This window comes from Methylobacterium sp. 1030 (assembly GCF_040544715.1).
Taxonomy (GTDB): Bacteria; Pseudomonadota; Alphaproteobacteria; order Rhizobiales; family Beijerinckiaceae; genus Methylobacterium.
This window is the reverse complement of the sequence record NZ_JBEPKM010000003.1, coordinates 130,299-156,871: the sequence shown is the minus strand read 5'-3', so window position 1 is coordinate 156,871 and position 26,573 is coordinate 130,299. Positions and strand designations below refer to the sequence as shown.

At 71.2% G+C, this 26,573-nt stretch carries 23 protein-coding genes; 10 read left to right on the top strand and 13 right to left on the bottom strand.

Annotated features, from left to right (window positions below; genetic code table 11):
* Positions 1–151 precede the first annotated feature (151 nt).
* Positions 152–664: a 5,6,7,8-tetrahydromethanopterin hydro-lyase gene (gene fae / locus ABIC30_RS05260; protein WP_012317540.1), complete on the top strand. Its 513-nt coding sequence runs from the start codon at positions 152–154 to the stop codon at positions 662–664.
* A gap of 295 nt (positions 665–959) precedes the next feature.
* Positions 960–1,250: a hypothetical protein gene (locus ABIC30_RS05255; protein WP_331326423.1), complete on the top strand. Its 291-nt coding sequence runs from the start codon at positions 960–962 to the stop codon at positions 1,248–1,250.
* 100 nt (positions 1,251–1,350) lie between these two features.
* Here ABIC30_RS05255 and groL read toward each other — a convergent pair whose 3' ends face one another.
* On the bottom strand, positions 1,351–2,991 hold the full coding sequence (gene groL / locus ABIC30_RS05250) for a chaperonin GroEL (protein ID WP_132366947.1): 1,641 nt from the start codon (positions 2,989–2,991) through the stop codon (positions 1,351–1,353).
* 71 nt (positions 2,992–3,062) lie between these two features.
* Positions 3,063–3,353 (bottom strand): co-chaperone GroES, encoded by a 291-nt coding sequence (gene groES / locus ABIC30_RS05245; protein ID WP_020093567.1) that lies wholly within the window; start codon positions 3,351–3,353, stop codon positions 3,063–3,065.
* Between the two features lie 211 nt (positions 3,354–3,564).
* On the opposite strand from groES, the gene ABIC30_RS05240 reads away from it, so the two are divergent.
* Together ABIC30_RS05240 and ABIC30_RS05235 are read left to right on the top strand one after the other, a co-directional pair.
* Entirely contained in the window at positions 3,565–4,551 is a 987-nt protein-coding gene (locus ABIC30_RS05240) for a CorA family divalent cation transporter (RefSeq protein ID WP_331326422.1), read from the top strand.
* A 208-nt stretch (positions 4,552–4,759) separates the two neighbouring features.
* Positions 4,760–6,220, top strand: a complete 1,461-nt coding sequence (locus tag ABIC30_RS05235; RefSeq protein ID WP_331326421.1) for a methyl-accepting chemotaxis protein — start codon at positions 4,760–4,762, stop codon at positions 6,218–6,220.
* 9 nt (positions 6,221–6,229) lie between these two features.
* On the opposite strand, the gene pdeM is transcribed toward ABIC30_RS05235, so the two are convergent.
* From pdeM to ABIC30_RS05220, 3 genes are read right to left on the bottom strand one after another with little or no spacing between them, the layout of a single operon-like run.
* Positions 6,230–6,943 carry a ligase-associated DNA damage response endonuclease PdeM gene (gene pdeM / locus ABIC30_RS05230; protein ID WP_020093564.1) on the bottom strand — a complete coding sequence of 238 codons (714 nt, stop codon included), beginning with the start codon at positions 6,941–6,943 and terminating at the stop codon, positions 6,230–6,232.
* A gap of 41 nt (positions 6,944–6,984) precedes the next feature.
* Positions 6,985–9,582: a ligase-associated DNA damage response DEXH box helicase gene (locus ABIC30_RS05225; RefSeq protein ID WP_026604995.1), complete on the bottom strand. Its 2,598-nt coding sequence runs from the start codon at positions 9,580–9,582 to the stop codon at positions 6,985–6,987.
* Positions 9,579–10,535: an alpha/beta hydrolase gene (locus ABIC30_RS05220; RefSeq protein WP_020093562.1), complete on the bottom strand. Its 957-nt coding sequence runs from the start codon at positions 10,533–10,535 to the stop codon at positions 9,579–9,581. Before ABIC30_RS05220 ends, ABIC30_RS05225 begins: the two co-directional genes overlap by 4 nt.
* Before the next feature lie 276 nt (positions 10,536–10,811).
* Here ABIC30_RS05220 and ABIC30_RS05215 point away from each other — a divergent pair, with 276 nt between their 5' ends.
* Both ABIC30_RS05215 and ABIC30_RS05210 read left to right on the top strand, forming a co-directional pair.
* Positions 10,812–11,165 carry a DUF6460 domain-containing protein gene (locus ABIC30_RS05215; protein ID WP_020093561.1) on the top strand — a complete coding sequence of 118 codons (354 nt, stop codon included), beginning with the start codon at positions 10,812–10,814 and terminating at the stop codon, positions 11,163–11,165.
* A gap of 142 nt (positions 11,166–11,307) precedes the next feature.
* Positions 11,308–12,672 carry an MATE family efflux transporter gene (locus ABIC30_RS05210; RefSeq protein ID WP_020093560.1) on the top strand — a complete coding sequence of 455 codons (1,365 nt, stop codon included), beginning with the start codon at positions 11,308–11,310 and terminating at the stop codon, positions 12,670–12,672.
* A gap of 29 nt (positions 12,673–12,701) precedes the next feature.
* Here the strand turns inward: ABIC30_RS05210 and ABIC30_RS05205 are convergent, their stop codons facing one another.
* Entirely contained in the window at positions 12,702–13,043 is a 342-nt protein-coding gene (locus tag ABIC30_RS05205; protein WP_026604994.1) for a YMGG-like glycine zipper-containing protein, read from the bottom strand.
* A 215-nt stretch (positions 13,044–13,258) separates the two neighbouring features.
* Here ABIC30_RS05205 and ABIC30_RS05200 point away from each other — a divergent pair, with 215 nt between their 5' ends.
* A complete protein-coding gene (locus tag ABIC30_RS05200) occupies positions 13,259–14,152 on the top strand; it encodes an HpcH/HpaI aldolase/citrate lyase family protein (RefSeq protein WP_020093558.1) in 894 nt (297 codons plus the stop codon).
* A gap of 78 nt (positions 14,153–14,230) precedes the next feature.
* On the opposite strand, the gene ABIC30_RS05195 is transcribed toward ABIC30_RS05200, so the two are convergent.
* The 4 genes from ABIC30_RS05195 to ABIC30_RS05180 form a co-directional block, all read right to left on the bottom strand.
* Entirely contained in the window at positions 14,231–14,527 is a 297-nt protein-coding gene (locus ABIC30_RS05195) for a hypothetical protein (RefSeq protein ID WP_020093557.1), read from the bottom strand.
* Complete coding sequence (locus tag ABIC30_RS05190; RefSeq protein ID WP_331326419.1) at positions 14,524–16,821, bottom strand: FdhF/YdeP family oxidoreductase; 2,298 nt, start codon at positions 16,819–16,821, stop codon at positions 14,524–14,526. The genes ABIC30_RS05195 and ABIC30_RS05190 overlap by 4 nt, the downstream gene beginning before the upstream one ends.
* A gap of 199 nt (positions 16,822–17,020) precedes the next feature.
* Entirely contained in the window at positions 17,021–18,097 is a 1,077-nt protein-coding gene (locus tag ABIC30_RS05185) for a quinone-dependent dihydroorotate dehydrogenase (RefSeq protein WP_331326418.1), read from the bottom strand.
* Positions 18,094–18,444 (bottom strand): DUF952 domain-containing protein, encoded by a 351-nt coding sequence (locus ABIC30_RS05180; protein WP_331326417.1) that lies wholly within the window; start codon positions 18,442–18,444, stop codon positions 18,094–18,096. The genes ABIC30_RS05185 and ABIC30_RS05180 overlap by 4 nt, the downstream gene beginning before the upstream one ends.
* A 316-nt stretch (positions 18,445–18,760) precedes the next feature.
* Here ABIC30_RS05180 and ABIC30_RS05175 point away from each other — a divergent pair, with 316 nt between their 5' ends.
* The 3 genes from ABIC30_RS05175 to ABIC30_RS05165 all read left to right on the top strand — a co-directional run bounded on the left by ABIC30_RS05175 (position 18,761) and on the right by ABIC30_RS05165 (position 21,782).
* Positions 18,761–19,393, top strand: coding sequence for a S24 family peptidase (locus ABIC30_RS05175; protein WP_012317556.1), 633 nt, complete (start codon positions 18,761–18,763; stop codon positions 19,391–19,393).
* Positions 19,394–19,525: 132 nt separating this feature from the next.
* Entirely contained in the window at positions 19,526–20,623 is a 1,098-nt protein-coding gene (locus ABIC30_RS05170) for a two-component system sensor histidine kinase NtrB (RefSeq protein WP_331326416.1), read from the top strand.
* Between the two features lie 172 nt (positions 20,624–20,795).
* A complete protein-coding gene (locus ABIC30_RS05165; RefSeq protein WP_354454301.1) occupies positions 20,796–21,782 on the top strand; it encodes a TIM44-like domain-containing protein in 987 nt (328 codons plus the stop codon).
* Between the two features lie 43 nt (positions 21,783–21,825).
* Here ABIC30_RS05165 and rsmA read toward each other — a convergent pair whose 3' ends face one another.
* The 3 genes from rsmA to ABIC30_RS05150 form a co-directional block, all read right to left on the bottom strand.
* The gene (gene rsmA, locus ABIC30_RS05160) at positions 21,826–22,704 is read right to left on the bottom strand and encodes a 16S rRNA (adenine(1518)-N(6)/adenine(1519)-N(6))-dimethyltransferase RsmA (RefSeq protein WP_331326414.1); all 879 of its coding nucleotides are present in this window, start codon (positions 22,702–22,704) and stop codon (positions 21,826–21,828) included.
* Positions 22,705–22,714: 10 nt separating this feature from the next.
* Positions 22,715–23,830 carry a 4-hydroxythreonine-4-phosphate dehydrogenase PdxA gene (gene pdxA, locus ABIC30_RS05155; protein WP_331326413.1) on the bottom strand — a complete coding sequence of 372 codons (1,116 nt, stop codon included), beginning with the start codon at positions 23,828–23,830 and terminating at the stop codon, positions 22,715–22,717.
* Between the two features lie 110 nt (positions 23,831–23,940).
* Positions 23,941–26,520: an LPS-assembly protein LptD gene (locus ABIC30_RS05150; RefSeq protein ID WP_331326412.1), complete on the bottom strand. Its 2,580-nt coding sequence runs from the start codon at positions 26,518–26,520 to the stop codon at positions 23,941–23,943.
* Positions 26,521–26,573: the final 53 nt, after the last annotated feature.

The window sequence follows — 26,573 nt, the reverse complement described above, 5'->3', positions numbered from 1 at the left end:
CCCGCTGTAGGGTCCGCCGCGCTGTCCGGCCCAACCGGCTCGGCCCAACCGGCTCGGCCGGCATGGTCGGGCGCCGATAACAAGGATGGCTTCCCGGCCGCGGCACCGCCCGGCGCGCGGCTCTATTTCGGAATCCAGGGAGAGACACCGAATGGCGAAGATCACCAAGGTTCAGGTCGGCGAAGCGCTCGTCGGCGACGGCAACGAGGTCGCCCACATCGACCTCATCATCGGACCGCGCGGTTCGCCGGCCGAGACGGCTTTCTGCAACGGCCTCGTGAACAACAAGCACGGCTTCACCAGCCTGCTCGCGGTCATCGCGCCGAACCTGCCGTGCAAGCCGAACACCCTGATGTTCAACAAGGTCACCATCAACGACGCCCGTCAGGCCGTCCAGATGTTCGGCCCGGCCCAGCACGGCGTTGCCAAGGCCGTGCAGGACGCGGTGGCCGAGGGCATCATCCCGGCGGACGAGGCCGACGACCTGTACATCCTGGTCGGCGTGTTCATCCACTGGGAGGCGGCCGACGACGCCAAGATCCAGAAGTACAACTACGAGGCCACCAAGCTGTCGATCCAGCGCGCCGTGAACGGCGAGCCGAAGGCCTCGACGGTCACCGAGCAGCGCAACTCGGCGCAGCACCCCTTCGCCGCCAACGCTTAGATCGGGGACGGTCCTGGGCAGAGCGAGCCTCCGCCCGCACCGCGGGGCCTGCTCCAGCGACTGGCTTCGATCTTCCTTGGCCGATAATTAGGCCCCTGAACGGGACGGCGCGAGCCGTCCCGTTTTTTGTTGATCGCCCACCGCCCGGACCGCCGCGCCACATCGCGGCCGGGCGAGGCGCCGACGTACAGGTGACGCGGCGTCGAAGCTCCGCGGTCGCTGGTGGAGAACGGGATCGGCGCGCGCGAAAACTCTATCGTCCCGGCCGCACCGGGCAGAGCCGCGAGGTGAGGTCATGCCTGCATCGGACGAAGTGTCCGCAATCCTGCGCGATGACTGGATTCACGGCGGCCACTTGGTCCTCGCCGCGGATCCCGACACGTCCGACCACGCGGCGATCCATGCCTGGATCCTCGACTTCATGCAGACAGGCGCGGACGATCCCGATCAGGACAGCATCCGATCCCTGATCTACCACGGCCTGAACTTCGATATCCCGTTCCAGGCGACGGAGCGCGTCCGGCAATCCTTGATCGCCACCGTGCGGGCGCGTCTCGCGGCCGAAGCGTCGCGTCGCGGCCTCTGACCGGCCAGCGCCCCGCGGGCCACCGCGGCAGGCCGGCGCCAAGAGAAAAGGGGCCGCCTCGCGGCGACCCCCTTCCTTCGTCTCAGCGGATGGCTCGGACTTAGAAGTCCATGCCGCCCATGCCGCCGCCCGGCATGGCCGGAGCGGGGCTGTCCTTCTTCGGCGCGTCGGCGACCATCGCCTCGGTGGTCACCAGCAGACCGGCGACCGAGGCCGCGTCCTGCAGGGCGGTGCGCACCACCTTGGCCGGGTCGACGATGCCGGCCTGGATCATGTCGACGTACTCTTCGGTCTGGGCGTTGAAGCCGAAGGTCTCCGAGGAGGTGTTGTCGGTGATCTTGCCGACCACGATCGAGCCTTCCACGCCCGCGTTCTGGGCGATCTGGCGGAGCGGGGCCTCGAGCGCCTTCAGGACGATCTTGATGCCGGCCTGCACGTCCGGGATCTCGGACTTCAGCTCGGCGACCGCCTTCTTGGCGCGCAGCAGCGCGGTGCCGCCGCCCGGGACGATGCCTTCCTCGACCGCCGCGCGGGTGGCGTTGAGGGCGTCGTCGACGCGGTCCTTCTTCTCCTTCACCTCGACCTCGGTCGCGCCGCCGACGCGGATCACCGCGACGCCGCCCGCGAGCTTGGCCAGGCGCTCCTGGAGCTTCTCGCGGTCGTAGTCCGAGGTGGTCTCCTCGATCTGCGCCTTGATCTGCGAGATGCGGCCCTCGATGTCGGACTTCTCGCCGACGCCGTCGATGATCGTGGTGTTCTCCTTCTCGATGCGCACGCGCTTGGCGCGGCCGAGCATGGGGAGCGTCACGTTCTCGAGCTTGATGCCGAGGTCCTCGGCGATCATCTGGCCCTTGGTCAGGATCGCGATGTCCTCGAGCATCGCCTTCCGGCGGTCACCGAAGCCCGGCGCCTTGACGGCCGCGACCTTGAGGCCGCCGCGGAGCTTGTTGACGACGAGGGTGGCCAGAGCCTCGCCCTCGATGTCCTCGGCGATGATCAGGAGCGGCTTGCCGGTCTGAACAACCGCCTCGAGCACCGGCAGCATGGCCTGGAGCGACGAGAGCTTCTTCTCGTGGATGAGGATGTAGGGGTCCTCGAGCTCGGCGACCATCTTCTCCGCGTTCGTGATGAAGTACGGGGAGAGGTAGCCGCGGTCGAACTGCATGCCCTCGACGACGTCGAGCTCGGTCTCGGCCGTCTTGGCCTCCTCGACCGTGATCACGCCCTCGTTGCCCACCTTCTGCATGGCGTGGGCGATCATCTCGCCGATCTCTTTGTCGCCGTTGGCGGAGATCGTGCCGACCTGGGCGACCTCGTCGGAGGTCGAGACCTTCTTGGCGCGCGCGATGATGTCCTTCACGGCGGCCTGGGTGGCGAGGTCGATGCCGCGCTTCAGGTCCATCGGGTTGATGCCGGCGGCGACGTACTTGGCGCCCTCGCGGACGATGGCCTGGGCCAGCACGGTCGCGGTGGTGGTGCCGTCACCCGCGATGTCGTTGGTCTTCGAGGCCACTTCGCGCACCATCTGGGCGCCCATGTTCTCGAACTTGTCGGCGAGCTCGATCTCCTTGGCGACCGTCACACCGTCCTTGGTGATGCGCGGGGCGCCGAAGCTCTTCTCGATCACGACGTTGCGGCCCTTCGGGCCGAGCGTCACCTTCACCGCGTCGGCGAGGATGTCGACGCCGCGCAGCATCTTATCGCGGGCGTCGGCGGAGAAACGAACGTCTTTCGCTGCCATTGTGTGCCTCTTAGCTGGTTGTTGAACCCCGAGTCCGGGACGGCCTCAAAGGGCGATGGCGGGTGACCCGATCAGGCGGCGACGACGCCCATGATGTCGGATTCCTTCATGATCAGGAGGTCCTGACCGTCGATCTTGACCTCGGTGCCGGACCACTTGCCGAACAGGACGCGGTCGCCAGCCTTCACGTCGAGCGCGTTGACGCGGCCGGCCTCGTCGCGGGCGCCGGGACCGACGGCGACGACCTCGCCCTCCTGCGGCTTCTCCTTGGCGGTGTCCGGGATGATGATGCCGCCCTTGGTCTTCTCTTCGCCTTCGATGCGACGGACGACCACGCGGTCGTGCAGCGGACGGAACTTCATGAGCTGCCCTCTTGCTTCAGGTCTTGAGTTGGCGTTGATGCGGCCGGCGGGACCGCTCGCAAACTCGACTGTTAGCACTCTGTCTCGGCGAGTGCCAAAGACGGCCGCGAGATAGGCGCGGGCGGGTTCCGAGTCAAGGCTGTCGCACCCCCGCGCGACGGTGCGATGACGCGCTGGCGGCCCCGTTCCCCCTCATGGATAACGCGCTCTCATGCTGAGCCTGCACGGACCCGAAGGCCCGGTGGCGCTGCGACCCGGCGGCCCGATCGCGCGCGACACCGTGTGGCTCGACCTGAACGACCCCACGCCGGAAGAGGCTGCGGCGGTCGAGGCCGCGACCGGCCTGCGGGTGCCGTCGCGGGCGGCGCTCTCGGAGGTCGAGACGTCGAGCCGCCTGCGCCGCGTGAAGGGCGGCCTCTCACTCTCGACCCCGATGATCACGTTCGAGCAGAGCGCGTCGCAGCTAAAGCCGCTGGGCTTCCTGCTGACCAAGGATCACCTCGTCACGATCCGCTTCCACGACCTGCGCGCCATCGAGGCGTCCGCGAAGCGCATCGCCGACGGCGACGGCAGCACGACGCCGAGCGAGATCTTCCTCGTCGTGCTGGAGGAACTGGTCGACAGCCTCGCCGACGCCCTCGAGGATATGGGCTCCGAGCTCGACACGCTCTCGACCCGCATCTTCGACTTCGACGTCCGCGGCGCCGAGCGGCGGCGCCTGGAGAGGCCGCCGCCCCGGCGCCGCGACCTCGCCCTGCGGCGGATCCTGCGCGGCATCAGCAACCGCGGGAAGGTTCTGGGCAAGATCCGGTCGAGCCTGCTCGGGCTCGAACGGATCATCCCGTTCGTCGCCGCGGCCTGCGACAGCCTCGGCCTGCCGGAGGATGCGCGCTTCGAGACGATCAAGCGGGACATCGAATCCCTCGACGAGTTCGAGACCCGGCTCGCCGAGAACGTGCAGTTCCTGCTCGACGCCGCGCTCGGCCTGATCACGATCGAGCAGAACAACGTCTTCCGGGTCCTCACCGTCGTCTCGGTGGTCGGCGTCCCGCCGACGCTGATCGCGTCGATCTACGGCATGAATTTCAAGCACATGCCCGAGCTGGATTGGGCGCTCGGATATCCCTACGCGCTCGGCCTGATCCTCATCAGCGCGGTCGCACCGATCGTATACTTTCGCATGCGCGGCTGGTTCTAATATTTACAAGCATGCTTCGGATCTGACGGCATTTATACTTGAATACAATCTCGCCGACGGCGTCGATCCGGACCCGGGCGCGCAGAGCGCGCGGCGCTTCAAGCATTCGCTCTCTGCCAGACAACCCTTAATCTGGACGAATGCCGAAATAAGGATTTCATTAACGCTGCGACGCTATACCCGACACCGGGGGAACGCGAGCAGCACCATGTTCAATCGCACTGTTTTCAATGAAGCCCAGGCCAAGATCGACGCGCTCGACCGCTCGCTGGCGATCATCGAGTTCTCGATGGACGGAACGGTCCTTCACGCGAACGAGAACTTTCTGCGATTGATGAAATACAGCCTCAGCGACGTCCAGAACCGCCATCACCGCATCTTCGTCGACAAGAGCTATGCCGAATCCGCTGACTACGCGTCGTTCTGGAGCAAGCTGAAGGACGGCCAGTACGTCACGGGCGAGTTCCTGCGCCTCGACAAGGAGGGCGACTCGGTCTGGCTCGAGGCCACGTATAATCCTGTCCTCGACGCGCGCGGCAAGCCCATCAAGGTCGTCAAGTTCGCCGCGGATATCTCGGCGAAGAAGAAGGAGATCAACCGGCTCCTGACGATGATCGACAACGTTCCGGTGGCGGTCATGACGGCCGATCTGAAGGACAACTTCAAGATCGACTACATGAACGCCACGTCGCGCAAGACGCTCGGCACGATCGACCAGCACCTGCCGGTGAAGGTCGACGACATGCTCGGCCGCTCGTTCGACATCTTCCACAAGAACCCCAGCCACCAGCGCACCATGCTGGCCGACGCGAGCCGGCTGCCGCACAGCACCAAGATCAAGGTCGGGCCCGAGACCCTCAACCTGCGAGTCACGGCCGTGAACGACGAGAAGGGGCAGTACCTCGGTCCGATGCTGACCTGGGCGGTCGTCACCGCGCAGGTGAACATGGAGACCGACGTCAAGCGGGTCGTCGAGGCCGTCGGCTCCGCCATCCAGGAGATGCAGAGCTCGGCCGTGGGCCTGATGCAGTCGGCCGAATCCGCGCGTCACAAGGCGTCGTCGGTCGCGTCGAACTCCGAGCAGATGAACGGCGCGATCCAGGAGATCTCCGGCCAGGTCGGGCGGGTCTCGGAGCGCGCGCAGCAGATCGCCGCTCAGGCGGGGACCACCGACGCGACCATGCGCCAGCTCGCCGAGAACGCCCGCAAGGTCGACGCGGTGGTGGGCATGATCAAGTCGATCGCCGACCAGACCAACCTGCTCGCCCTGAACGCCACGATCGAGGCGGCCCGCGCGGGCGCCGCCGGGCGCGGCTTCGCCGTGGTGGCCTCCGAGGTGAAGGCGCTCGCCGAGCAGACCGCGAAGGCGACCGGCGAGATCACGCAGCAGGTCTCGGCGATCCAGAGCGCGACCGGCGAGGCGGTCGGCGCCATCGAGATGATCACGGCCGCGGTGGACGAATTGTCCAAGCTCACCCTGGCGATGGCGAGCGCCGTCGAGGAGCAGGCGGTCTCGACCCACGAGATGGCGGGCAATATCGGCGGCGTCTCGGAGGCCGCCAACGCCACCGGTCAGCTCGCCCAAACGGTCCAGGGCATCGCCGAGAGCCTTGCCGGCCACTCGACGAGCCTGTCGGAGAGCGTGATCCGGTTCATGAAGACGGCCTGATCGGGCGGCTCAGTCCCGGGCGAGCTGCGCCCGGCCGATGGCGAAGACCCGCCCGTCCCCGAGGAGATGGGCGGTGAAGCCGTCGGGGAACAGGCTCTCGATCGCCCGGTCGCGGACGTTCAGGCCGCCGGCGTAGGCCCCGAAGGCCGGCATCACGAGGCGGGTGCCGTCCGTGACGAAGCAGCGGCGGCGCACCGCCCGCCCGCGCATCGCCACCTTCCCGCAGGGATGGAGATGGCCGGCGATCTCGCCGGGCACGGGCTCCGGGCTCGGCTCGTGGCGCAGGACGAGGCCCCCCAGCGTCAGCGCGTCCGCGTAGCGGCCGCCGACGCCCTCGTTCACGGCCGCGTCGTGGTTGCCGGCGATCCAGACCCAGTCCCGCCCCTCCTGCAGGGCCGCCACCAGGGCGCGGTCGCCCGGCTCCATGCGCTCGGGACCGCGGGCGTCGTGGAAGGAATCGCCCAGCGCCACCACCCGGGCCGGATCGTGCCGCACCACCGCCTCGTGCAGGCAGGCGAGCGTCTCGCGGGTGTCGTAGGGCGGCAGGAACTGGCCGGAGCGGGCCGCGTAGGACGAGCCCTTCTCCAGGTGGAGGTCGGACACGATCAGCGTCCGGTGCTCGGGCAGCCAGAGGCCGCCGCAGAGGTCCAGCACCAGGGTCTCGCCCGCGAGCATCAGGGTGGGGTGCTTGTGAGTCTTCTCGAGTCTCAGGCCGGCCGCCAAGATCGCATCCTCGGTGTCGTCGGGGGAGGGCGGATCGGCGGTCAGGACAGAGCCTCTTGGAGAAGCTCCGCCTCGGCCTCGGCCAGGATCTCGTCGGCGCCCTCGCCGTAGACCCGCTCGCGCCCGATCTCGAGCATCACGGATACGGAGAGCGGCGAGACCCGGTCGAGAGACCTGTGGATGATTCGCCCCTGGATGCGCTCTAGCATCATGCCGAGGCGCCTCACGTCGAGGAGTCCGGTTGCCGCATCCTGCCGCGCGGCCCGCAGCAGCAGGTGGTCGGGCTGGTGCTTGCGCAGCACGTCGTAGATCAGGTCGGTCGAGATCGTGACCTGCCGGCCGGACTTCTTCTGGCCCGGGTGATGGCGCTCGATCAGCCCGGCGATCACCGCGCATTGCCGGAAGGTGCGCTTCATCATGGCCGATTCGTCGAGCCACGCCTCCAGATCGTCGCCCAGCATGTCGACGGCGAAGAGGTCGCCGATGAAGTCCGGATCGATCGCGGCGCGCTCCGAGACGTCGCGGGTCGACCAGATGGCGATGCCGTAATCGTTGGCCGCGAAGCCGAGCGGGCGCAGGCCGGAACGCTCCAGGCGCCGGGTCAGCAGCATGCCGAGGGTCTGGTGGGCGAGGCGGCCCTCGAACGGGAAGGCCGTCAGGTAGTAGCGCTTGCCCCGCGGGAAGGTCTCCACCAGCAGGTCGCGCTCGCCCGGCAGGACGGAGCGGCGGCGCTGCTGGAGCAGGTAGGCGCCGATCTGCTCGGGCAGGCGGTCCCATTCGAACGGGTCGGCGATCAGCGCGCGCACGCGGGCGGCCAGGAAAGTCGAGAGCGGGAACTTCGCGCCCGCGTAGGACGGGATCGCCGGGTCGGTGCCGGCCGGCGCGCGGGTGACGAGGCACTCGTCCTCGGCGAGCCCCTCGAAGCGCAGGGTCTCGCCGGCGAACAGGAACGTGTCGCCGACCGTCAACGTCTCGGCGAACTCGTCCTCGATCTCCCCGAGCACGCGGCCGGTCTTCGGCAGCACCGTGCCGGGCTTGCCGCGCAGGGTCCGGCCGAGGCGGACCCTCACCCGGGCCGCCTCGACGATCGTGCCGACATTCATCCGGTAGGCCTGGGCGGTGCGGGCGTCGCGCACGCGCCAGAGCCCGTCCGCACCGCGCAGGATCTTGGCGAAGCGCTCGTAGGCGCGCAGCGCGTAGCCGCCGGTGGCGACGTAGTCGACCACCTGCTCGAACGATTCCCAGGTCAGCCCGGCGTAGGGCGCGGCCGAGACGATCTCGTCGTAGAGGTGGAGCGGATCGAAGGCGTCGGCGCAGGCCATGCCGAGGACGTGCTGGGCGAGGACGTCGAGGGCGCCCTGGCGGGCGTCCGGCGTGTCCTGGGCGGCCTCCTCCACGGCGTCGAGGGCCGCCTGGCACTCCAGCATCTCGAAGCGGTTGCCCGGAACGAGGTAGGCCTTCGAGGGCTCGTCCATGCGGTGGTTGGCCCGGCCGATCCGCTGCATGATGCGGCTGGCGCCCTTCGGCGCGCCGACATTGACCACGAGGTCGACGTCGCCCCAGTCGATGCCGAGGTCGAGGGTCGCGGTGCAGACGATCGCCCGGAGCTGGCCCGCCGCCATCGCGGCCTCGACCCGGCGACGCTGCTGGGCGTCGAGCGAGCCGTGGTGGATCGCGATCGGCAGGGCGTCGTCGTTAAGCCGCCACAGCTCCTGGAACGTGTACTCGGCCTGGAGGCGGGTGTTCACGAAGACCAGCGTGGTCCGGTGCTCCCGGATGAGGTCGTAGATCGCCGGCATCGAGTGCCACGCGGTGTGGCCGGAGATCGGCAGCGCCCGGCCGAGATCGAGCATCCGCAGGTCCGCCTTCGCGCCGCCGGCGACGGTGACGAGATCGGCCATGGGCGGCGCGACGGGCTCCCCGTCCCGTCCGGGAGAGGGTCGGGGTGGGGGAGGAGATGCGTCAGGACTGGACGCGCCGTCCCCGCGCGCGGCGGGAGGAGGGGGAAGCGGCCCCTGCGGCACCAGGTACTTCCGCAGCTCGTCCGGTTCCCGCACCGTGGCCGACAGCCCGATCGCCGCGAGGCCGGGGCTCAGCCGGTGCAACCGCGCCAGCGCCAGGGACAGCAGGTCGCCGCGCTTCGAGGTCACCAGCGCGTGCAGCTCGTCGAGCACCACGCAGCGCAATCCGGAGAAGAATTCCGCCGCCTCGCGATGGGCGATCAGCAGCGCCAGCTGCTCGGGCGTGGTCAGCAGGATGTCCGGCGGCCGGCTGATCTGGCGGGTGCGCTTGTGGGCCGGGGTGTCGCCGGTGCGGGTCTCGACGCGCACCGGCAGCGCCATCTCGGCGATCGGCGCGTCCAGGTTGCGGGCGATGTCGACCGCGAGCGCCTTCAGGGGCGAGACGTAGAGGGTGTGGAGGCCCGCCGCCTTCCGCTGGGGGCCACGCTCGGCGAGGGCCACGAGGCTCGGCAGGAAGCCGGCCAGCGTCTTGCCGGCCCCGGTCGGCGCCACCAGCAGGGCAGAGCGGCCGGCGCCGGCGATCCGCAGGAGATCGAGCTGGTGCGATCGGGGCGCCCAGCCGCGCCCGGCGAACCAGGCGCGGAACCGCTCCGGCAGGATCTCGGACGGGTCGCTCAGGCGAGCGCCATCAGGAAGCGGTCGATCAGCTCGAGCGCCCGCTCGCTCATCGGGCTCGGGTAGCGGGCGAAGACGTGGCAGCCGCCGGGATAGATCGCCGTGTGGCCGCCATTGCCCGCCGCCGCCCAGCGCGCCGACATGTACAGCGTGTCGTCGAGGAGTGGGTCGGCGGTGCCGATGGTGAACAGGGCCGGCGGCAGACCCTTCAGGTCGGCGTAGATCGGCGACACGTCCGGCCGGCGCCGGTCGATGCCCTCCCGGACGTAGCCGTCGGCGAACTTGGTCAGGTCGCGGGTGTTCACGACCAGCCGCTCCTCGCCCCAGTTCCGCACCGATGGAGTGAGACCGAGATCGAAGAAGCCGGCGTTGAGGTTGGCGCCCCGGAAGGCCCGCGGCAGGTTGTGCTTGTCGCGCAGCCGCAGCAGCACCATCACGGCGAGGTGCGCCCCCACCGACTCGCCGCCGATGGTCAGCGCGTGGATGCCGAACTCGGTCTTGCCCGGACCGGCCAGCCACAGGGCCGCCGCCTCGCAGTCGAGCAGCGCCGCCGGATACGGGTGCTCGGGGGCGAGGCGGTACTCGACCGACAGGGCGACGAAGCCGCAGGTGTCGGCGATGCGCTCCAGCCAGGGATCCTGCTCGTCGGCGGAGCCCCAGACCCAGCCGCCGCGGTGGATGTGCAGGTAGGCGCCGCGCAGCTTCGTGCCGGGCTTGGGCCGGACGACGCGGAGCTTGAGCGGGCCGCCGGGCCCGTCGATCGTCAGCCACTCGGCCCGGGCGCTGTGCGGCATGGCGGGCGCCGCCTTGGTGCCCAGACGGCGCCGCTCGCGCACCTCGGCGATCGGCAGCGACCAGGGATCGGGCAGCGCGGCGTGCGCCGAGACGATCTCGGCATTGAGCCGGAGCGTCTCGGGATCGATCGTCGCCGGGTCGAACAGGGCGTGGTCGATCATCGTGCGTATGGTCCCGTCGGCACTCAGAGCCTCTCACACCAATTCCCGATTCCCGGGAGTTCTCCCTTTGGCCGAGGCCGCGCCGCGAGAGTCCCGCGGCGTAGTCCACCCCGTCCGGCATCTTGGCGCGCGCGACGCCGCTTGCCATCTGCACGGCGCGCGAGAAACCCGCCAACGCCTGATCCGCGCTCGAGTTTCGACGCGGTGTGGTGTGCCGGTCACGGTTCCGCCCGCTTCGTCGCCGATCCGAGGGCCCTGAGGCTTCACGAGGACGCAATGCTCGTCGATCACGACCGGCGCCGGCAAGGCTATCAGCAGGGCGCCCCGCCAAACGCCCCCTATGGCGCGGACAGCTACCGGTCGCGCCCCTCCGCCCTGCGGCGGTTCCTCGGCGGCTCGCCGGCCGGCGTGTTCCTGCGGCTCCTGTTCCTGTCGGTGCTGGTCGGCGCCTTCATGTCGATGCTCGGCCTGACGCCGGGGCGGCTGTTCTGGCACGTCTACGATTCGGCGCGGGCGCTGGTGGAGGTCGGGCTCGCCTCGCTCCACGATTTCGGCGGCTGGATCGTCGCCGGGGCGATCGTCGTCGTGCCGCTCTGGCTGATCGCGCGCCTCTTCGCCGTTTCCCGCTGACGGGGTCCGGGGCCGATCCGGCACGGTCGCGCCCCGACGTCCCAGCGCGCCGCGGGTTCGGGCAGATCGGCCGCCCGCCACCGCAACCCGCCGATGCGATCGGAGCGCTTTTCGCGGGCGGCGCGTCTCCGTAGCGTGCGGCATGATGCACACCGTCGCCAGCCCGGCCCGCCCGACGAACCGCCGCGTCCTGGCCCTGGCGCTGCCCATGACGATCGCCAACGTCACGACACCGATGCTCGGCTTCATCGGGGCGGCGGTGATCGGGCGGCTTGGCGACGCGGCGCTGCTCGGGGCCATCGCCCTCGGCGCGGTGATCTTCGACGCAATCTTCTGGTCGTTCGGGGCGCTCCGCATGGCGACCGCCGGCCTGACCGCGCAGGCGGTCGGAGGGCGCGACGACGCTGAGGTCGAACGCATCCTGGCGCGGGCGCTGGCGGCGGGCGCCCTGATCGGGCTCGTCCTGGTAGCCCTGCAGGGGCCCCTCGCGCAGCTCGCCCTCGCGATCAGCGGGGCGAGCGCGGCGGTCATCGCCGGTCTCGCGACCTACTTCCACATCCGCATCCTGTCCGCGCCCTTCGTGCTGGCGAGCTACGGCGTGCTCGGCTCGGTCCTGGGCCGCGGGCGCACCGATCTCGGCTTGCTGCTGCAGATCGCCATCAACCTGACCAACGTCGCGCTGACGCTCATTCTGGTCCTGGGCTTCGGCCTGGGCCTCGCCGGCGCGGCGCTGGCAACCCTCGGCGCCGAGGCGCTCGGGCTCGGGCTCGGGCTGATACTCCTGGCGCGGCTCGGCTCCCGGCCCTTCCGGGTGCCGCTGCGCGACCTCCGCGACGCCGCGGCGCTCCGCCGGACGCTCAGCGTCAACGGCGACGTCATCCTGCGGACGCTCGCGCTGATCACCGGCATCGTGCTGTTCTCGGCGCTCGGCGCCCGGCAGGGCGACGTGGTCCTGGCCGCGAACTCGGTCCTGTGGAATCTGTTCCTGATCGGCGGTTTCTTCCTCGACGGCTTCGCCACGGCGGCCGAGACCCTGTGCGGCCAGGCCGTCGGCGCCCGGGACCGGGAGGCGTTCGACGCGGCCGCCACACTGAGCCTGCGCTGGTGCCTCGGCTTCGGCCTCGCGGTCAGCCTGGTGTCTCTGGCGGGCGGCCCGGCCTTCATCGATGCCGTGACCACGAACGGTCCGGTCCGCGAGGCGGCCCGGTCCTACCTCGTCCTCGCCGCCCTGGCGCCGCTCGCCGCCGCGGCGCCCTTCGCGTATGACGGGATCTATATCGGCGCGACCTGGACGCGGGCGATGCGCAACCTGATGGTGTGCGCGCTCGCCGCCTACTGCGCGATCCTCGCGCTCGTCGAGAGCCTGGGCTTCGGCAATACCGGGCTGTGGCTGGCCTTCGTGAGCTTCCTGGGCGCCCGGGGCCTCGGACAGGCGATCGCGTTCCCGCGCCTCGCCCGGGACACGTTCCGGACGCCGGCCGCGGCCGCCCTCGAACCGGCGGCCTAGGCGGCAGCCGCGCGCGACCTCGAGGCGTGCTAGCGCGGATCCTTCCAGGTGGTGGGCTGGGCCGGCGGCGCGGCGCGGGCCACGGAGCCGGTGGTCCGCGGTACGGCGGCCTCCGCCCGCCGCGGGTACGACCGGCGCGGGGCCGCGTAGCCGTAGCGGCGTCCCCGGCGGACGTGCCGGCGCCCGCGCTCCGACGAGTTCCCCACGAAGCCGCCGACCACGGCCCCCGCGACGGCGCCGATCGGGCCGCCGACCAGCGCCCCCGCGACCGCGCCGGAGCCGACGCCGAGGGTGGTCCGGCTCTGGGCCCGGGCCGCCTCAGGTGCCGCCAATGTTCCGAGCAAGGCGAGGGTGACCAAGACTTTGCGCATCGTAGAGATCCCGGACTTCGAGAATTGGTTTCGTCCGGCCTTTAAGCGGCGGAACATGACCAAACCGCGGCTTCGATCTGCGGAGAGACGGCGCGGTATCAAACCGCGCGGGGACTCACCCGCCCCGACCTTTAGGGTGTGGCGCGGCCGGGTTCGTGCTTTAGGGTGCAGCGCAACGACGGGAGGCCGCGCGACGGCCCAGGAGGGAGAAGCCGATGGCCACGACCACCGATCTGCGCCTGCGCCGCAGCGTGCTCTACATGCCCGGCTCGAACCAGCGGGCGCTCGACAAGGCCAAGTCCCTGCCGGTGGACAGCATCATCCTCGACCTCGAGGACGCCGTCGGCCCGGAGGAGAAGGAGCTCGCCCGCGATCAGGTCTGCGCCGCGGTGAAGAGCGGCGCCTACGGCAGCCGCGAGCTGGTCATCCGGGTCAACGCCCCGCAGACCCCGTGGGGCGAGGCGGATCTCCACGCCGCCATCGAGGCCGAGCCCGACGCGATTCTGATGCCGAAGGTCTCGTCCCCCGCCGTGCTGGAGAGCATCGCCGACCGGCTCGAATCCCTCGACGCGCCGGACGGCATCGCGATCTGGGCGATGATCGAGACTCCGGCCTCGATCCTCAATATCCAGGAGATCGCCCGGGCGAAGCGCGACCCGCGCAACCGGCTGACCTGCCTCGTGCTCGGCACCAACGACCTCGCCAAGGACACCTGGGCCAAGATCGTCCCCGGCCGCGTGCCGATGCTGCCCTGGATGATGATGGCGCTGGCCGCCGCGCGGGCGGAGGGGCTCGCGATCCTCGACGGCGTCTACAACGACATCGCCGACACAGAGGGCTGCCGCGACGAGTGCCGGCAGGCCCGGGACCTGGGCTTCGACGGCAAGACCCTGATCCACCCGACGCAGCTGGAGCCGGCCAACACGTCCTTCGCTCCGACAGAGGAGGAGGTGCGCCGGGCCAAGCTGGTGATCGAGGCGTTCGAGCGCCCGGAATACGCCAAGCGCGGCGCGATCAAGCTGGAGGGCCGGCTCTACGAGCGGCAGCATCTCGGCGTGAACCGGCGGGCGGTCACCTGGGCCGAGGCGATCAAGGCGAAGGGGTTCTGAGCGCGTCCGTCCCCGCCGGAGCGAAGCGATCCAGGGCAGCGCCACGCCCGAGTCTGTCGCGGTCCCTGGGTTACTTCGCTACGCGCGTGATGACGGCACCGACGGCCCTGAATCGGCGGTGGTGTAGCGCGTCCGCTGGGTGCGCCCGTCGCGGGCCGTGACGGCGACGAGGCCCGCCTCGTCCAGGCCCGAGAGGGCGCGCAGCACCAGGGCGTGCTCCACCCCGAAGGTGCGGGCGAAGGCGCGGCTGTCGCCCGGCAGGCCGAGGTCGAGCGCCGCCAGGAGGCCCGCCGCCAGCGGGTCGAGATCCGGGCGGGCGGCCGAAACCTGGTCGAGGGCGGCGACGAACGCCGCCTCGTCGGGCTCCGCGCTCACGCGGCCGCGCGCGCCTGCAGGGTGACCAGCACCGACTTGGAGGTCGGCGTGTCGCTCTTCTCGCCGTAGGTCGAGAGCGGCACGAGCACGTTCAGCTCCGGATAGTAGCCGGCCAGCGCCCCCCGCGGCATGTCGAAGGGCACGAGGCGGAAATCCTCCGCCCGGCGGGTGATGCCGTCGTCGTGCGTGCCGACGACGTCGACCCGGTCGCCGAGCCGGTCGCGGATCTCCGCGAGGTCGTCCGGGTGGGCGAAGATCACGCGGCGCTCGCCGTAGACGCCGCGGTAGCGGTCATCCAGGCCGTAGATCGTCGTGTTGTACTGGTCGTGACTGCGGAAGGTCTGCAGCACGTAGGTGTCGCGCGTCTTCCGGGCGGCCTGGTGCTCGGTCTCGATCGGGAGGGCGTCGGCCGAGAAGGTGGCCCGGCCGGTGGCGGTCTCGAACACCCGCTCGGCGGCGAGGTTGCGCAGCATGAAGCCGCGCGGCTTGCGCACCCGGGTGTTGTAGCCGGTGAAGCCCGGGATCGTGGCGGCGATCGCCTCGCGGATCCGGTCGTAATCCGCGGCGAAGCCGGCCCAGTCGATGGCGGCGGAGCCGACGGTCGCCTGCGCCATGCCGGCGATGATGGCGATCTCGGAGCGCAGTTCCTTCGAGGCGGGCTTGTTGATGCCGCCCGACCCGTGGACCATGCTCATCGAATCCTCGACGGTCACGATCTGGATCTTGCCCTCGGCGCCCCGGTCGATCTCGGTGCGGCCCAGACAGGGTAGCAGGTAGCCGACCGCACCGGGCACCAGATGGGCGTGGTTGAGCTTGGTGGCGATGTGCACGGTGAGCCGGCACGAGGCCAGCGCCTGCGCCACGACGGGCGTGTCGGGCGTCGCCCGCAGGAAGTTGCCGCCGAGCCCGATGAAGGCCTTCGCGGTGCCGTCGCGCATGGCCCGGATCGCCGCCAGGACGTTGTGGCCGTGCCGGCGCGGCATGGCGAGGCCGAAATGCTGCTCCAGGGAATCCAGGAAGGCGGCGGACGGGCGCTCGTTGATGCCGACCGTGCGGTCGCCCTGCACGTTCGAGTGGCCGCGGACCGGGCAGAGGCCCGCGCCGGCCCGGCCGATATGGCCGCGTAGGAACAGCAGGTTGGCGATCTCCCGGATCGTCGCAACCGAATGGCGGTGCTGGGTCACGCCCATGGCCCAGGTCGCGATGACCCGCTGGGCGCCGAGGTAGACGTCCGCCATCGCGGCGATCTCGTCCACGGTCAGGCCCGACTGGTCGAGGATCGCGTCCCAGGACGTCGCCTCGACGGCGGCGCGGTAGGCCTCGAGCCCGGCGGTGTGGTGCTCGAGGAAGGCGCGGTCGAGGAGCGAGGGCCGGCCGGCCGCCAGCGCCTCGGCGTCGCGGGCGAACACGACCTTGGCGATGCCCCGGAAGGCCGCCATGTCGCCGCCCGAGCGCGGCTGCAGGTAGTGGCTGGCGATGGGGCGGCTGGCGCCGCGCAGCATCTCGACGGTGTTCTGCGGGTCGGCGAAGCGCTCCAGGCCGCGCTCCCGGACCGGGTTCAGCACCACGACCTTGGCGCCGCGCTCGGCCGCCCGGCGCAGGTCGCCGAGCATGCGCGGGTGGTTGGTGCCGGGATTCTGGCCGACGCAGAAGATCGCGTCCGCCTTCTCGAAATCCTCCAGCAGGACCGTGCCCTTGCCGATGCCGATGGCGTCGATCAGCGCGACGCCGCTCGCCTCGTGGCACATGTTCGAGCAGTCGGGGAAGTTGTTGGTCCCGTAGGCGCGGGCGAAGAGCTGGTACAGGTACGCCGCTTCGTTGGAGGCGCGGCCCGAGGTGTAGAACTCGGCTTGATCGGGATGGTCGAGCCCCCGCAGGGTGGCGCCGATCTCCGCGAAGGCCTCGTCCCAGCTCACCGGCAGGTAGCGGTCGCTCGCCGCGTCGTAGCGCATCGGGTGCGTCAGGCGGCCCTGGCCCTCCAGGGCGTAGTCGCTCCAGGTGCGCAGCTCGGTCAGGGTGTGCTTGGCGAAGAAGGACGGCTTCGTGCGCTTGTCGGTCGCCTCCCAGGAGACCGCCTTCACGCCGTTCTCGCAGAACTCAAAGGACGAGCCGTGCTCCGGGTCGCCCCAGGCGCAGCCGGGGCAGTCGAACCCGTCGGGCTGGTTCGCCTTCAGCAGCGCGCGGGCGCCGGTGAGGGGCGCGCGGCTGCCGAGCAGGTGCTTGCCGCAGCTCTTCAGAGCACCCCAGCCGCCGGCGGCGGAGGAGCGCTTGGTGGACCCTTCAGATTGGGCCATGAACCGTCCTGGATTGGCTGACGCGATGTGTCTCGCAACCGCGAGATAAACGCCTCTCCGACGCCCTCACAATGGCGTGCCGGCGCAGGCCCCTCATGCATGGGGCACAGGCTAAGCTCCCGCTGTGCAAAGCATTTCTAAACTGCGACCCGAAAAAAATTGTCCGGTGCGGCGCCGCGACGGGCTCGCCCGCGCCGGCTCAGTCCCCGCGGGCGAGGTCGGCGGCGTCGCGCCCGACGACCTGCCGGAGCGAGGCGATGCCGGCCTCGCTCATGCGCCGCAGGAGCCCGTCCTTGATGCGCCCGACGAGGCCCGGCCCCTCGTAGACCAGCGCCGAGTAGAGCTGCACGAGGCTCGCCCCGGCCCGGATCTTGGTCCAGGCCGCCTCGGCCGAATCGACGCCGCCGACCCCGATGAGCGGCAGCGCGTCCCCGACGCGCAGGCGCGTCTGGGCGAGCATCCGCGTCGCCGGGCCGAAGAGCGGCCGCCCCGAGAGGCCGCCCGTCTCCCGCGCGAGACCCTGCTCGCGCAGGCTCGCCGGGCGGGCCACCGTGGTGTTGGACACCACGAGGGCCTGGACCCCGCGCCGCTGCGCCGTCGCGCAGACCGCGTCGAGGGCGTCCAGCGCCATGTCGGGGGCGATCTTGAGGAGGATCGCCGCGCCGGCGCCTGCCGCGTCCCGGGCCTCGACCGTGCGGGCGAGCAGCTCGTCGAGGAAGGCCTCACCCTGGAGGTCGCGCAGGCCCGGCGTGTTGGGCGAGGAGACGTTGACCGTGACGAAGTCGACGAGCGGCGCGAGGGCTGCGGTGCAGGCGGCGTAGTCGGCGAGGCGGTCGGCGGATTCCTTGTTCGCGCCGATGTTGACGCCGACGATACCGGCTCGCCCCCTCCGGGCGCGCAGACGGTCGGCTACCACCTCCAGCCCCTCGCTGTTGAGGCCGAAGCGGTTGATCACGGCGCGGTCGTCGGGGAGGCGGAAGACCCGCGGCCGCGGGTTGCCGGGCTGGGGCCGCGGCACGACCCCGCCGACCTCGACGAAGCCGAAGCCGAGGCCCAGCAGCGCGTCGGGAACGCGCGCGCCCTTGTCGAAGCCGGCCGCGAGGCCGACCGGGTTGGGAAAGCGGCGGCCGAGCAGGTCGACGGCGAGGCGCGGGTCGTCCGCCGGCCGCGGCCCCGCGGGCAGGAACGCCAGGGCGGCGAGGGTCAGGTCGTGCGCGCGCTCCGCGTCGAGACGGTGCAGCAGCGGTCGGACGAGGGGGAAGGCGGCCGCGATCATGCCGGCAGGATCCCGGCGGGGAAGGCGTGCCGGCCGTCGGCGCCCAGCGGCATATCGTCCACCGCGACCACGGCGGACAGCGGCAGCGGGCCGTAGAGATGCGGGAACAGGTCGCCGCCGCGAGAGGGCTCGTAGCGCAGGCCGTCGCCGAGGGCGTCGGCCTCGACCGCGACGAGGAGCAGGTAGTCCTGCCCGGCGAAGTGCCGGGCCGCCGTCTCAGCGACCTGTGCGGCCGTCGAGAAGTGGATGAAGCCGTCCTGATGATCGATCGGGGCGCCCGTGAACCGGCCCGCGGCCTCGGCCTCGCGCCACAGAGGGCGCGGACAGATCTTGTAGATGAGCGGCATCGAAGCTCCCCGGAGACGACGCTGCGATAGAGGCGCCGGGCCGCGGCGGCAACCGCGCCGCGCCCCGCCCGATTCGAGGAGCGATTGCAATCTGCCGCCCGTAGTTCTACTTTCCTACGACTAGGCTGGACGTCACACAGCCCCGTCCGGACCGGCAGAGCGGATCCGGAAAGCAGATTGTCAAGTATCTCCGCGCGTACCCGGCGGGTGTCAAACGGACCCGGCGGGCGAACCGTCTCCGTGCCTCCGAGGCAGCCGGATCCCGGCTGGTGAGACGGGGGTGCCGGCCCGCTCAGGCTGAGCTTCCGAGCCCGCTATGCTGTCGCACGAGCAGATCTGGAACGCCATCGACCGGCTCGCCGAGCGCCACGGCTACTCGGCCTCGGGCCTCGCCCGCCGCGCCGGCCTCGACGCGACCAGCTTCAACCGGTCGAAGCGCGTGGGCGCCGACGGCCGCAAGCGCTGGCCGTCCACCGAATCCGTGTCGAAGGTCCTGGCCGCCACCGGCTCGAGCCTCGACGAGTTCCTGCGGCTCATCGAGGCCCGCGAGATTCCCGCCCGCACGATGGTGCCGCTGATCGGCCTGACCCAGGCCGGGGCCGGCCGCCTGTTCACCGACGAGGGCATGCCCACCGGGGGCGCCGGCTGGGAGGAGATCGAGTTTCCGGATCTCGGCGAGGAGCGGGCCTTCGCGCTGGAGATCCAGGGCGATTCCATGCTGCCGCTGTTCCGGGACGGCGACGTCCTGATCGTGTCGCCGACGGCCAGCGTGCGCAAGGGCGACCGCGTCGTGGTCCGCCTGCACGGCGGCGAGGTCCTGGCCAAGGAGCTGCGGCGGCGTACCGCCCGGACCGTGGAACTGGCCTCCCTGAACCCCGAGCACGAGGACCGGGTCCTCAATCTCGGCGAGGTGGCCTGGATGGCCCGGGTGATGTGGGTGCGCCAGTAGGCGGTGCCCGGACGGGTCGGCACGCCGGTCGACGCGCGGATCCTCCCGCGGATCCACGCTTGGCCGTGAGGCCGTTCATCGCTATCGCTGGCCCGTCGCGGACCTTCCGCATCCGCTGAGCGCGAACGCAGCATGGCGCAGCCCGGGACGGATCACAGCGCGGCCGAAGGCGGGTCGCTGGCGGACGAGGCCCGCAGGCTCCTCGACGCGCTGCCGACGCCCAGCCTGGTGCTCGATCCGCAGGGCCGTGTCCGCCACGCCAATCCCGCCCTGGAGCGGATCGCCGGCTACCCGGCGGAGCGGCTCGTCGCGCAGGGACTCGATCTGATCCTGGCGCAGCGCACGGGCCCCCTCGATCCCGCCGGCGCCGAGCCTCAGGAATTCCTGGCCACGCGCGCGGACGGGACGAGCTTCTGGGCCCGCCTGGAGACGGCGGCCCTGCCCGGAACCCCGTTCCGCATCGGCCAGATCCGCGACGAGACGGCCCGGCGCGAAGCTGAGGGCGCGCTCGCGCTCTCCCGCCAGCGCGAGGCGCTGGGGCTCCTGACCAACAGCGTCGCCCACGAGTTCAACAATTTCCTGCAGATCCTGATCGGCTACATCGACGGGCTCAAGCGGCGGCTCGGGGACCGGCAGGAGCCGTTCGTCCAGCGGGCGATCGCCCGCTCGGCCGACGCCACCGAGCGCGCGGCGATCCTGACCCGGCACCTGCTCGCCTATTCGCGCCGCATCGCGCCGGACGTCCGGTCGGTCGACCTCGACGCCATCGTGGCCGACCTCGCTGCCCGCCTCGAGCCCGACCTGCCGCCTGGGATCCGCCTCACCGTGGCGGCGACGCCGGGCCTGCCGCGGGCGATCAGCAATCCCACGCAGATCGAGTTCGCCCTGCGGCATCTCGTCGCCAATGCCTGCGAGGCGATGCCGTCGGGCGGGACGCTGACCCTGTCGACCTTCCGGGTGGATCCCGGCGACCGCTCCCTGCAGCAGCCGGGCCAGGGGAGCGTCGGGATCGCGGTCGGCGACACCGGGCAGGGCATGTCGCCCGAGATGCTCGCCCGTGCCCTGGCGCCGTTCCAGACCAGCCACGAGGCCGGGCGCGGCGCGGGCCTCGCGATCGTCCACGGTCTCATGAAGCGGCAGAACGGGACCATTACCCTCGACAGCCGCAGCGGGGAGGGGACGCAGGTGCGCCTCTCCTTCCCGGCCGCCCCGGAGCGCACGCTCCACTAGAGCCGTGCCATTCACGCGATGGGCGCGACGGGCGGGCTCGGAATGCGCAGCACCGATCCGGTGGAAAACGTCGCCCGGGCGACGGCGGCCAGGACTAAAACCGCTGCCCGACCGTTCCCATATCGTCACTGGCGCTCAGCGCCACCCGGTTCTCGTCCTCTGAGGCGTGTACATGTTTACTGAGATTTCGCGCCGCCGGCGTGTGGCCGCCCTCCTGGCGCTGGCCGCTGCGCTGACCGTCGCGGCACCCGTCGTGGAAGCCCGTCCGGGCGGCGGCGGGTCCGTCGGGTCCCGCGGCTCGCGCACCTACACGGCGCCGTCCGCCACGCCGACCGCTCCGGGCGGCGGCACGACGATGCAGCGCTCGCAGACCGCGCCTTCGCCCGGCATGGGCAGCCCCGGCATGCAGGCCCCGGCCGCGCCCGGTCGCCGCTTCGGCGGCGGCTTCTTCGCGGGCCTGCTCGGCGCCGGCCTGATCGGCGCGCTGCTCGGGGGCGGCTTCTTCGGCGGTCTCGGTGGCCTCGCCTCGATGATCGGCCTCCTGTTCCAGGTCGGTCTCGTCGTGCTCGTGGTGATGCTGGCCCTGCGGTTCTTCCGCCGCCGGAACGAGCCGGCCGGCGCCGGCGCGCCCTACGCGCGCTCGTCGCTCGACGATCAGCCGGGCGCCCGCGGCCCGATGGGTGGCGCTCCGGGCGGCGCTCCGGGCGGCCCGGCTCCCGGCGGCATGTTCGGCGGTGGGCAGCGCCCGCCGCAGACACGCCCGGTGCAGATCGGCCCGGCCGATTACCAGGCCTTCGAGCGCCTGCTCGGCGACATCCAGGACGCCTACTCGCGCGAGGATCGGGTGACCCTGGGCAACCTGTCGACGCCCGAGATGGTCAGCTACTTCGACGAGGAGCTGCGCGGCAACGCGGCCCGCGGCGTGGTGAACAAGATCTCGGACGTGAAGCTGCTGCAGGGCGACCTCGCGGAGGCCTGGGGCGAGGACCGCACCGACTACGCGACCGTAGCCATGCGCTACGCCCTCAAGGACGTGATGATCGAACGGTCGAGCGGCCGCGTCGTCTCCACGGACTCGTCCGAGGCGACGGAGCTCTGGACGTTCCTGCGCCAGCCCGGCCGCGGCTGGGTGCTCTCGGCGATCCAGCAGACCCGCTGACCCGGCAGCGCTCCGGCCTCCGGGCCGGAGCCACGGCTCTCCTTCAGGCCGGCGTCCCCACCGGGGCGCCGGCCTTTCTGTGCGCGTCCCACCGATTGGCGAGATCGACGAACCCGGACACCGGGATCTCCTCGGCGCGCGCGGTCTCGGACAGGCCGGCGGCGGCCAGCAGGGCGCCGGCCCCGGGCGTCAAGGCCTTGAGGCTCTGGCGCAGCATCTTCCGCCGCTGGCCGAAGGCCGCCCGGGTGACGGCTTCGAGCGCGCCGGCGCGGCAGGGCAGGGGCTGGGCGCGCGGAACCAGCCGGACCACGCTCGAGGTCACCTTGGGCGGCGGCACGAAGGCCGAGGGGCTGACGTCGAACAGGATCTCGGCCTCCGTGCGCCAGCCGCACAGGACGCCGAGCCGGCCGTAATCGGCCCGCTCCTCCGGGCCGGCGACGATCCGCGCGGCGACCTCCCGCTGGAACATCAGCACGGCCTGGTCCCACCAGGGCGGCCAGACCTCCCCGTCGAGCCAGCCGGTGAGCAGGGCGGTCCCGACATTGTAGGGCAGGTTGGCGACGATCCGCGCCGGCGCCTCGCCCACCAGCGGCCGCGGGTCGAAGGCGAGGGCGTCGGCGTCGACCACCTCGAGCCGGCCGGGATAGTGGGCGGCGATCTCGGCGAGGGCCGGCAGGGCGCGCGGGTCGCGCTCGATCGCCACGACGCGGGCGGCGCCCTCGGCGAGGAGCGCGCGGGTCAGCCCCCCCGGGCCCGGTCCGACCTCCACCACGGTCACCCCCGCGAGCGGACCGGCCGCCCGGGCGATCCGGCCGGTCAGGTTGAGGTCGTAGAGGAAGTTCTGGCCGAGCGCCTTCTTCGGCTCCAGGCCGTGGCGGGCGACGACCTCGCGCAGCGGGGGAAGACCGTCCCCGGCGCTCATGCTGGCCGCCTCACAGCTCGTCCTCGGGATCGAAGTGGCGGGCGCCGACGGGCCGGGGACGGCCGGCATAGACGCTGAACGGGATGATCTCGGCCCCGGCGGGGGCCTCGCTCCGCGCCGCCGCGTTGGCGGCCAGCCGGTCGGCGAGGCGCAGGGCCGCCATGAGGCTGTCCGGCCGGGCGACGCCCTGGCCGGCGATGTCGAAGGCCGTCCCGTGGTCCGGCGAGGTGCGCACGAAGGGCAGGCCGAGGGTGACGTTCACGCCGTCGTCGAACGCGATCGTCTTGATCGGGATCAGGGCCTGATCGTGCGTGGGCGCGAGGGCGACGTCGTAGGTCTCGCGGGCGCGGGCGTGGAACAGGGTGTCCGCGGGGAGCGGCCCGCGGATGTCGATGCCCCGCGCCCGCAGGCGTGCCACCGCGGGGGCGAGGACGTCGCGGTCCTCGCGGCCGATCGTTCCGGCCTCGCCCGCGTGCGGGTTCAGGCCGGCGAGGACGAGGCGCGGCTCGGGCAGGCCGAACCGTTCCCGCAGGTCCCGGGCGACGATCGCGGCGGTCTCCTCGACGAGTTCCTGGGTGAGCAGGTCCGGAACGTCCCTCAGCGGCACGTGGATCGTCACCGGCACGACCGAGAGGCCGGCGCTCCAGATCATCATCACCGGCCGGGGCGGCGTCACGCCGGGCGGTACCGCGAGGGCGGCCAGGAACTCGGTGTGCCCGGGATGGGCGAAGCCCGTCCGGGTCAGCACGAACTTGGCGATCGGGTTGGTCACCACCGCGCTCGCGCGCCCGGCCTTCACGAACTCCACCGCCGCGGTGATCGACTCGATGGTCGCGCCGGCATTGCCGGAATCGGGGACGCCGGGATCGGCCGCGACGCGGGCGCCGCTCGGCAAGGGCACCACGGGGAGCGCGCGCGGGAACACCTCGGCGGCCGTCTCGGGATCGACCTCCGCCACCGGGACGGGGCGGTCGAGGCGGTGGGCGAGGCGCTCGACGAAGTCGGGATCGGCCATCAGGAAGAACGGCGGCAACGGATCCGCCCCGCCGCGCCCGAGCCACGCGCTGAGCGCCAGCTCCGGGCCGATGCCGGCGGGATCTCCGAGGGTGAGGGCGAGGGGCGGCATGGGCGCTCTATAGCGCCCGCGCGGCGCGGGCGCATCCTCGGCAGCTCAGACCGAGCGGCGGGATCGCGGCGGGCGACGCGCCGGACCGGCGCGCCGCCGGTCCCGGTTCCTCAGCGGATCGAGGCGATGCCGTCGGCGGTGGTGGCGGTCCCGACGTTCTGGCGCAGGTCGGCCTCGCCCAGGGTCTTCAGCTCGACTCGCAGCAGCACCGTCTGGTTGCGCTCGCGGACGCCCGTCGCGGTCGCGATCGGCGAGTTGATGTAGTTCAGCGAGACGGTGGTGCACTCGTCCTGGTAGCCGCCGCCGAAGCTCGCGCCCGACAGGTAGAAGCGGCCCGGGTTCTGGTAGATCGGCACGGTCCCGATCGGGTTCGCCAGGTACGAGCTCAGCGCGTCCGTGTAGGTGTTGCGCACGTCGAGGTAGTGGGTCAGGTCGACGAGCAGCGAGCCCGACACGAACCAGTTCGGCGTGATGTTGTAGGTCGCGGTGGCGGTGATGCCCTCGCGGTAGTGGCTGTAGCCCAGCAGCGGCTGCGCCTCGTAGTACGAGTAGAAGGCCGAGAGGGTGAGCGGCAGGAACGGCGCGAACCGCGCCGTCGCGCCGGTCTCGAACCGCGCCACGTGGAAGTCGGACTGGTTGAACCGGGCCCGGCTGATGAACGTGATGTTCTGGTTCGGCGAGACCTGGAAACGCCCGACGAAGTCCGAGCGCTGCGTCTCGAGCCCCGAATCCAGGCCGGTGTTGGCGATGTCGCCGCGGCGGAACGAGTTGACGCCCGCGAGCTGGATGGACTCGCCGAACAGGACGTTCGCGTACCAGCCGGACGGGGTCACGACGGAGTACTGGCCGCCGAGATTGGTGCGCACGCCGCCCTCGACCCGGTCGTAGCCCGAGAACTTGTCCCACTCGAACAGCGAGGTGTCGTCGAAGACGAGACTCTGCGCGTCCTCGTTCGGCAGGCGGCCGATCCGGGTCTCCGACGGGCGCGCGATGATCTGGCCGATCGGCTCCAGGGTGTGGACGCCGAGGGCCCCGAAATTGGCGACGAACGGGTAGCGGTAGTCGAGGCCGATCGCCGGCATGACCCGCCCGGCAAAGCCCTGGTCGACGTGCGCGACCTGCGGGACGAGGTCGTTCTGGTAGCCCGAGAAGCTCGTGCTGTTGAAGAACGCGTCCGTGCGCAGGTAGGCGAAGGGCGTGAATTTCTGGCCCAGATCGTCGATGAAACTGCGGCGCCAGGACAGCTCCGCGGAGGCGCGGGTGTTCGTGCCGGCGAGCCCGTCGATGGCGCACAGGCCGCGCTGGAAGACCGTGCAGGTCTGGTACAGCGGGAAGCTGACGCCGTTGACGCTCGGCGAGAACAGGTAGCTCGAGGTCCGCGGCAGGCCCTGGTACTGCGTGGTCTCGCGGGTCAGGCTGGTGATGTTCGCCTGGAAGCGCACCTCGCCGCCGATCTCCGATGGGCCGTTGATCCGCTTGTCGTAGTCGATCACCGGCGCCACGATCGGCTGCTGCTTCTGCCAGTCGAAGCTCGACAGGCCCTTGAAGTAGTAGCCCCGCGCCTCGAACCACGAGCGGTCGCCCTGGCCGATCAGGAAGGCCGTCGAGGTGGCCTCACGGAAATAGTCCGTGGTGATGTTCTGGTTGCGGATCCGGTAATTGTCGAGGAACCACTTGTCGGTCACGCCGACGAGGTCCCAGCCCGTGCGCCAGCGCGGGTTGATGTAGAACCGGCCCTGCGATTCGACGGAGCCGCGGAAGTCGCGCTCGCCGGCGCCGAGGGGGCTCGGCAGGAACGCCGAAGGCGTCGTCTGCGAGATGCCCGACAGGCGGATGTTGTAGAAGCCGTTGTCGATCCGCTGGCGGAACTCGCCCTGCGCGAGCAGGCCCTGGCGGCTGAGCAGGGTCGGCGTCAGCGTCAGGTCGTAATTCGGCGCGAGGTTGATGAAGTACGGGAGCGACACGCCGTTGCCGAGCGCGGTCGTCGTGACGAAGCGCGGCGTCAGGAAGCCGGTCTTGCGTTTCACCGTCGGGTCCGGCGCCTCGAAATACGGCAGGTAGGCCACCGGGATGCCGGCGATCTCGAGCGTCGAGTCGTCGAAGTAGACCGTGTGGGTCTCGTTGTCGTGGATGATCTTCTTCGCCTTGATCTGCCACAGCGGCGGCGTCTCAGGGTTGTCCTTGCACGGCTCGCAGGCCGTGTAGCTGCCGGACTCGAAGCTCGTCTGCTCGCCGTTCAGGCGCTCGGCCCGCGGCGCGGAGAAGCGGGTGCGCACCGTCTCGAACTTCCGCTGCACGGTCTGCTGCCCGCGGAAGGCGTCGACGAAGCCGGTCTTGAAGTCGTCGGTGAGCTCCATGCGCGCGCCGGTCACGACGCCGCCGTCGGCCTCGGTGAGGCGGACATTGCCCTCGGCGAAGACCCGGCCGGAATTCCGGTCGTAGCGCACGCGGTCGGCCTGCAGGGTCCGTGGGCCGTAATGCAGCTCGGCGTTGCCCCGGGCCGTCACGGTGCCGCGGTCGTTGTCGTAGATCAGCTCGTCGGCCTCGACGAGCAGCTTGTCGCCCGGCTTGCCGGCCGCGACGGCGGGCAGGCCCTGGGCATGGGCGGACAGGCCCCCGGCCAGCGGCGCGGCGAGCGCCAGCGCGGCCCGGAAACCAGCCTTCCGCAGGATGTCGGCGACCTTACGCAACGCGCGTCCCAACCCCTGTGACGTCTGCCGCCACCAACCTCAACACCCGTCTC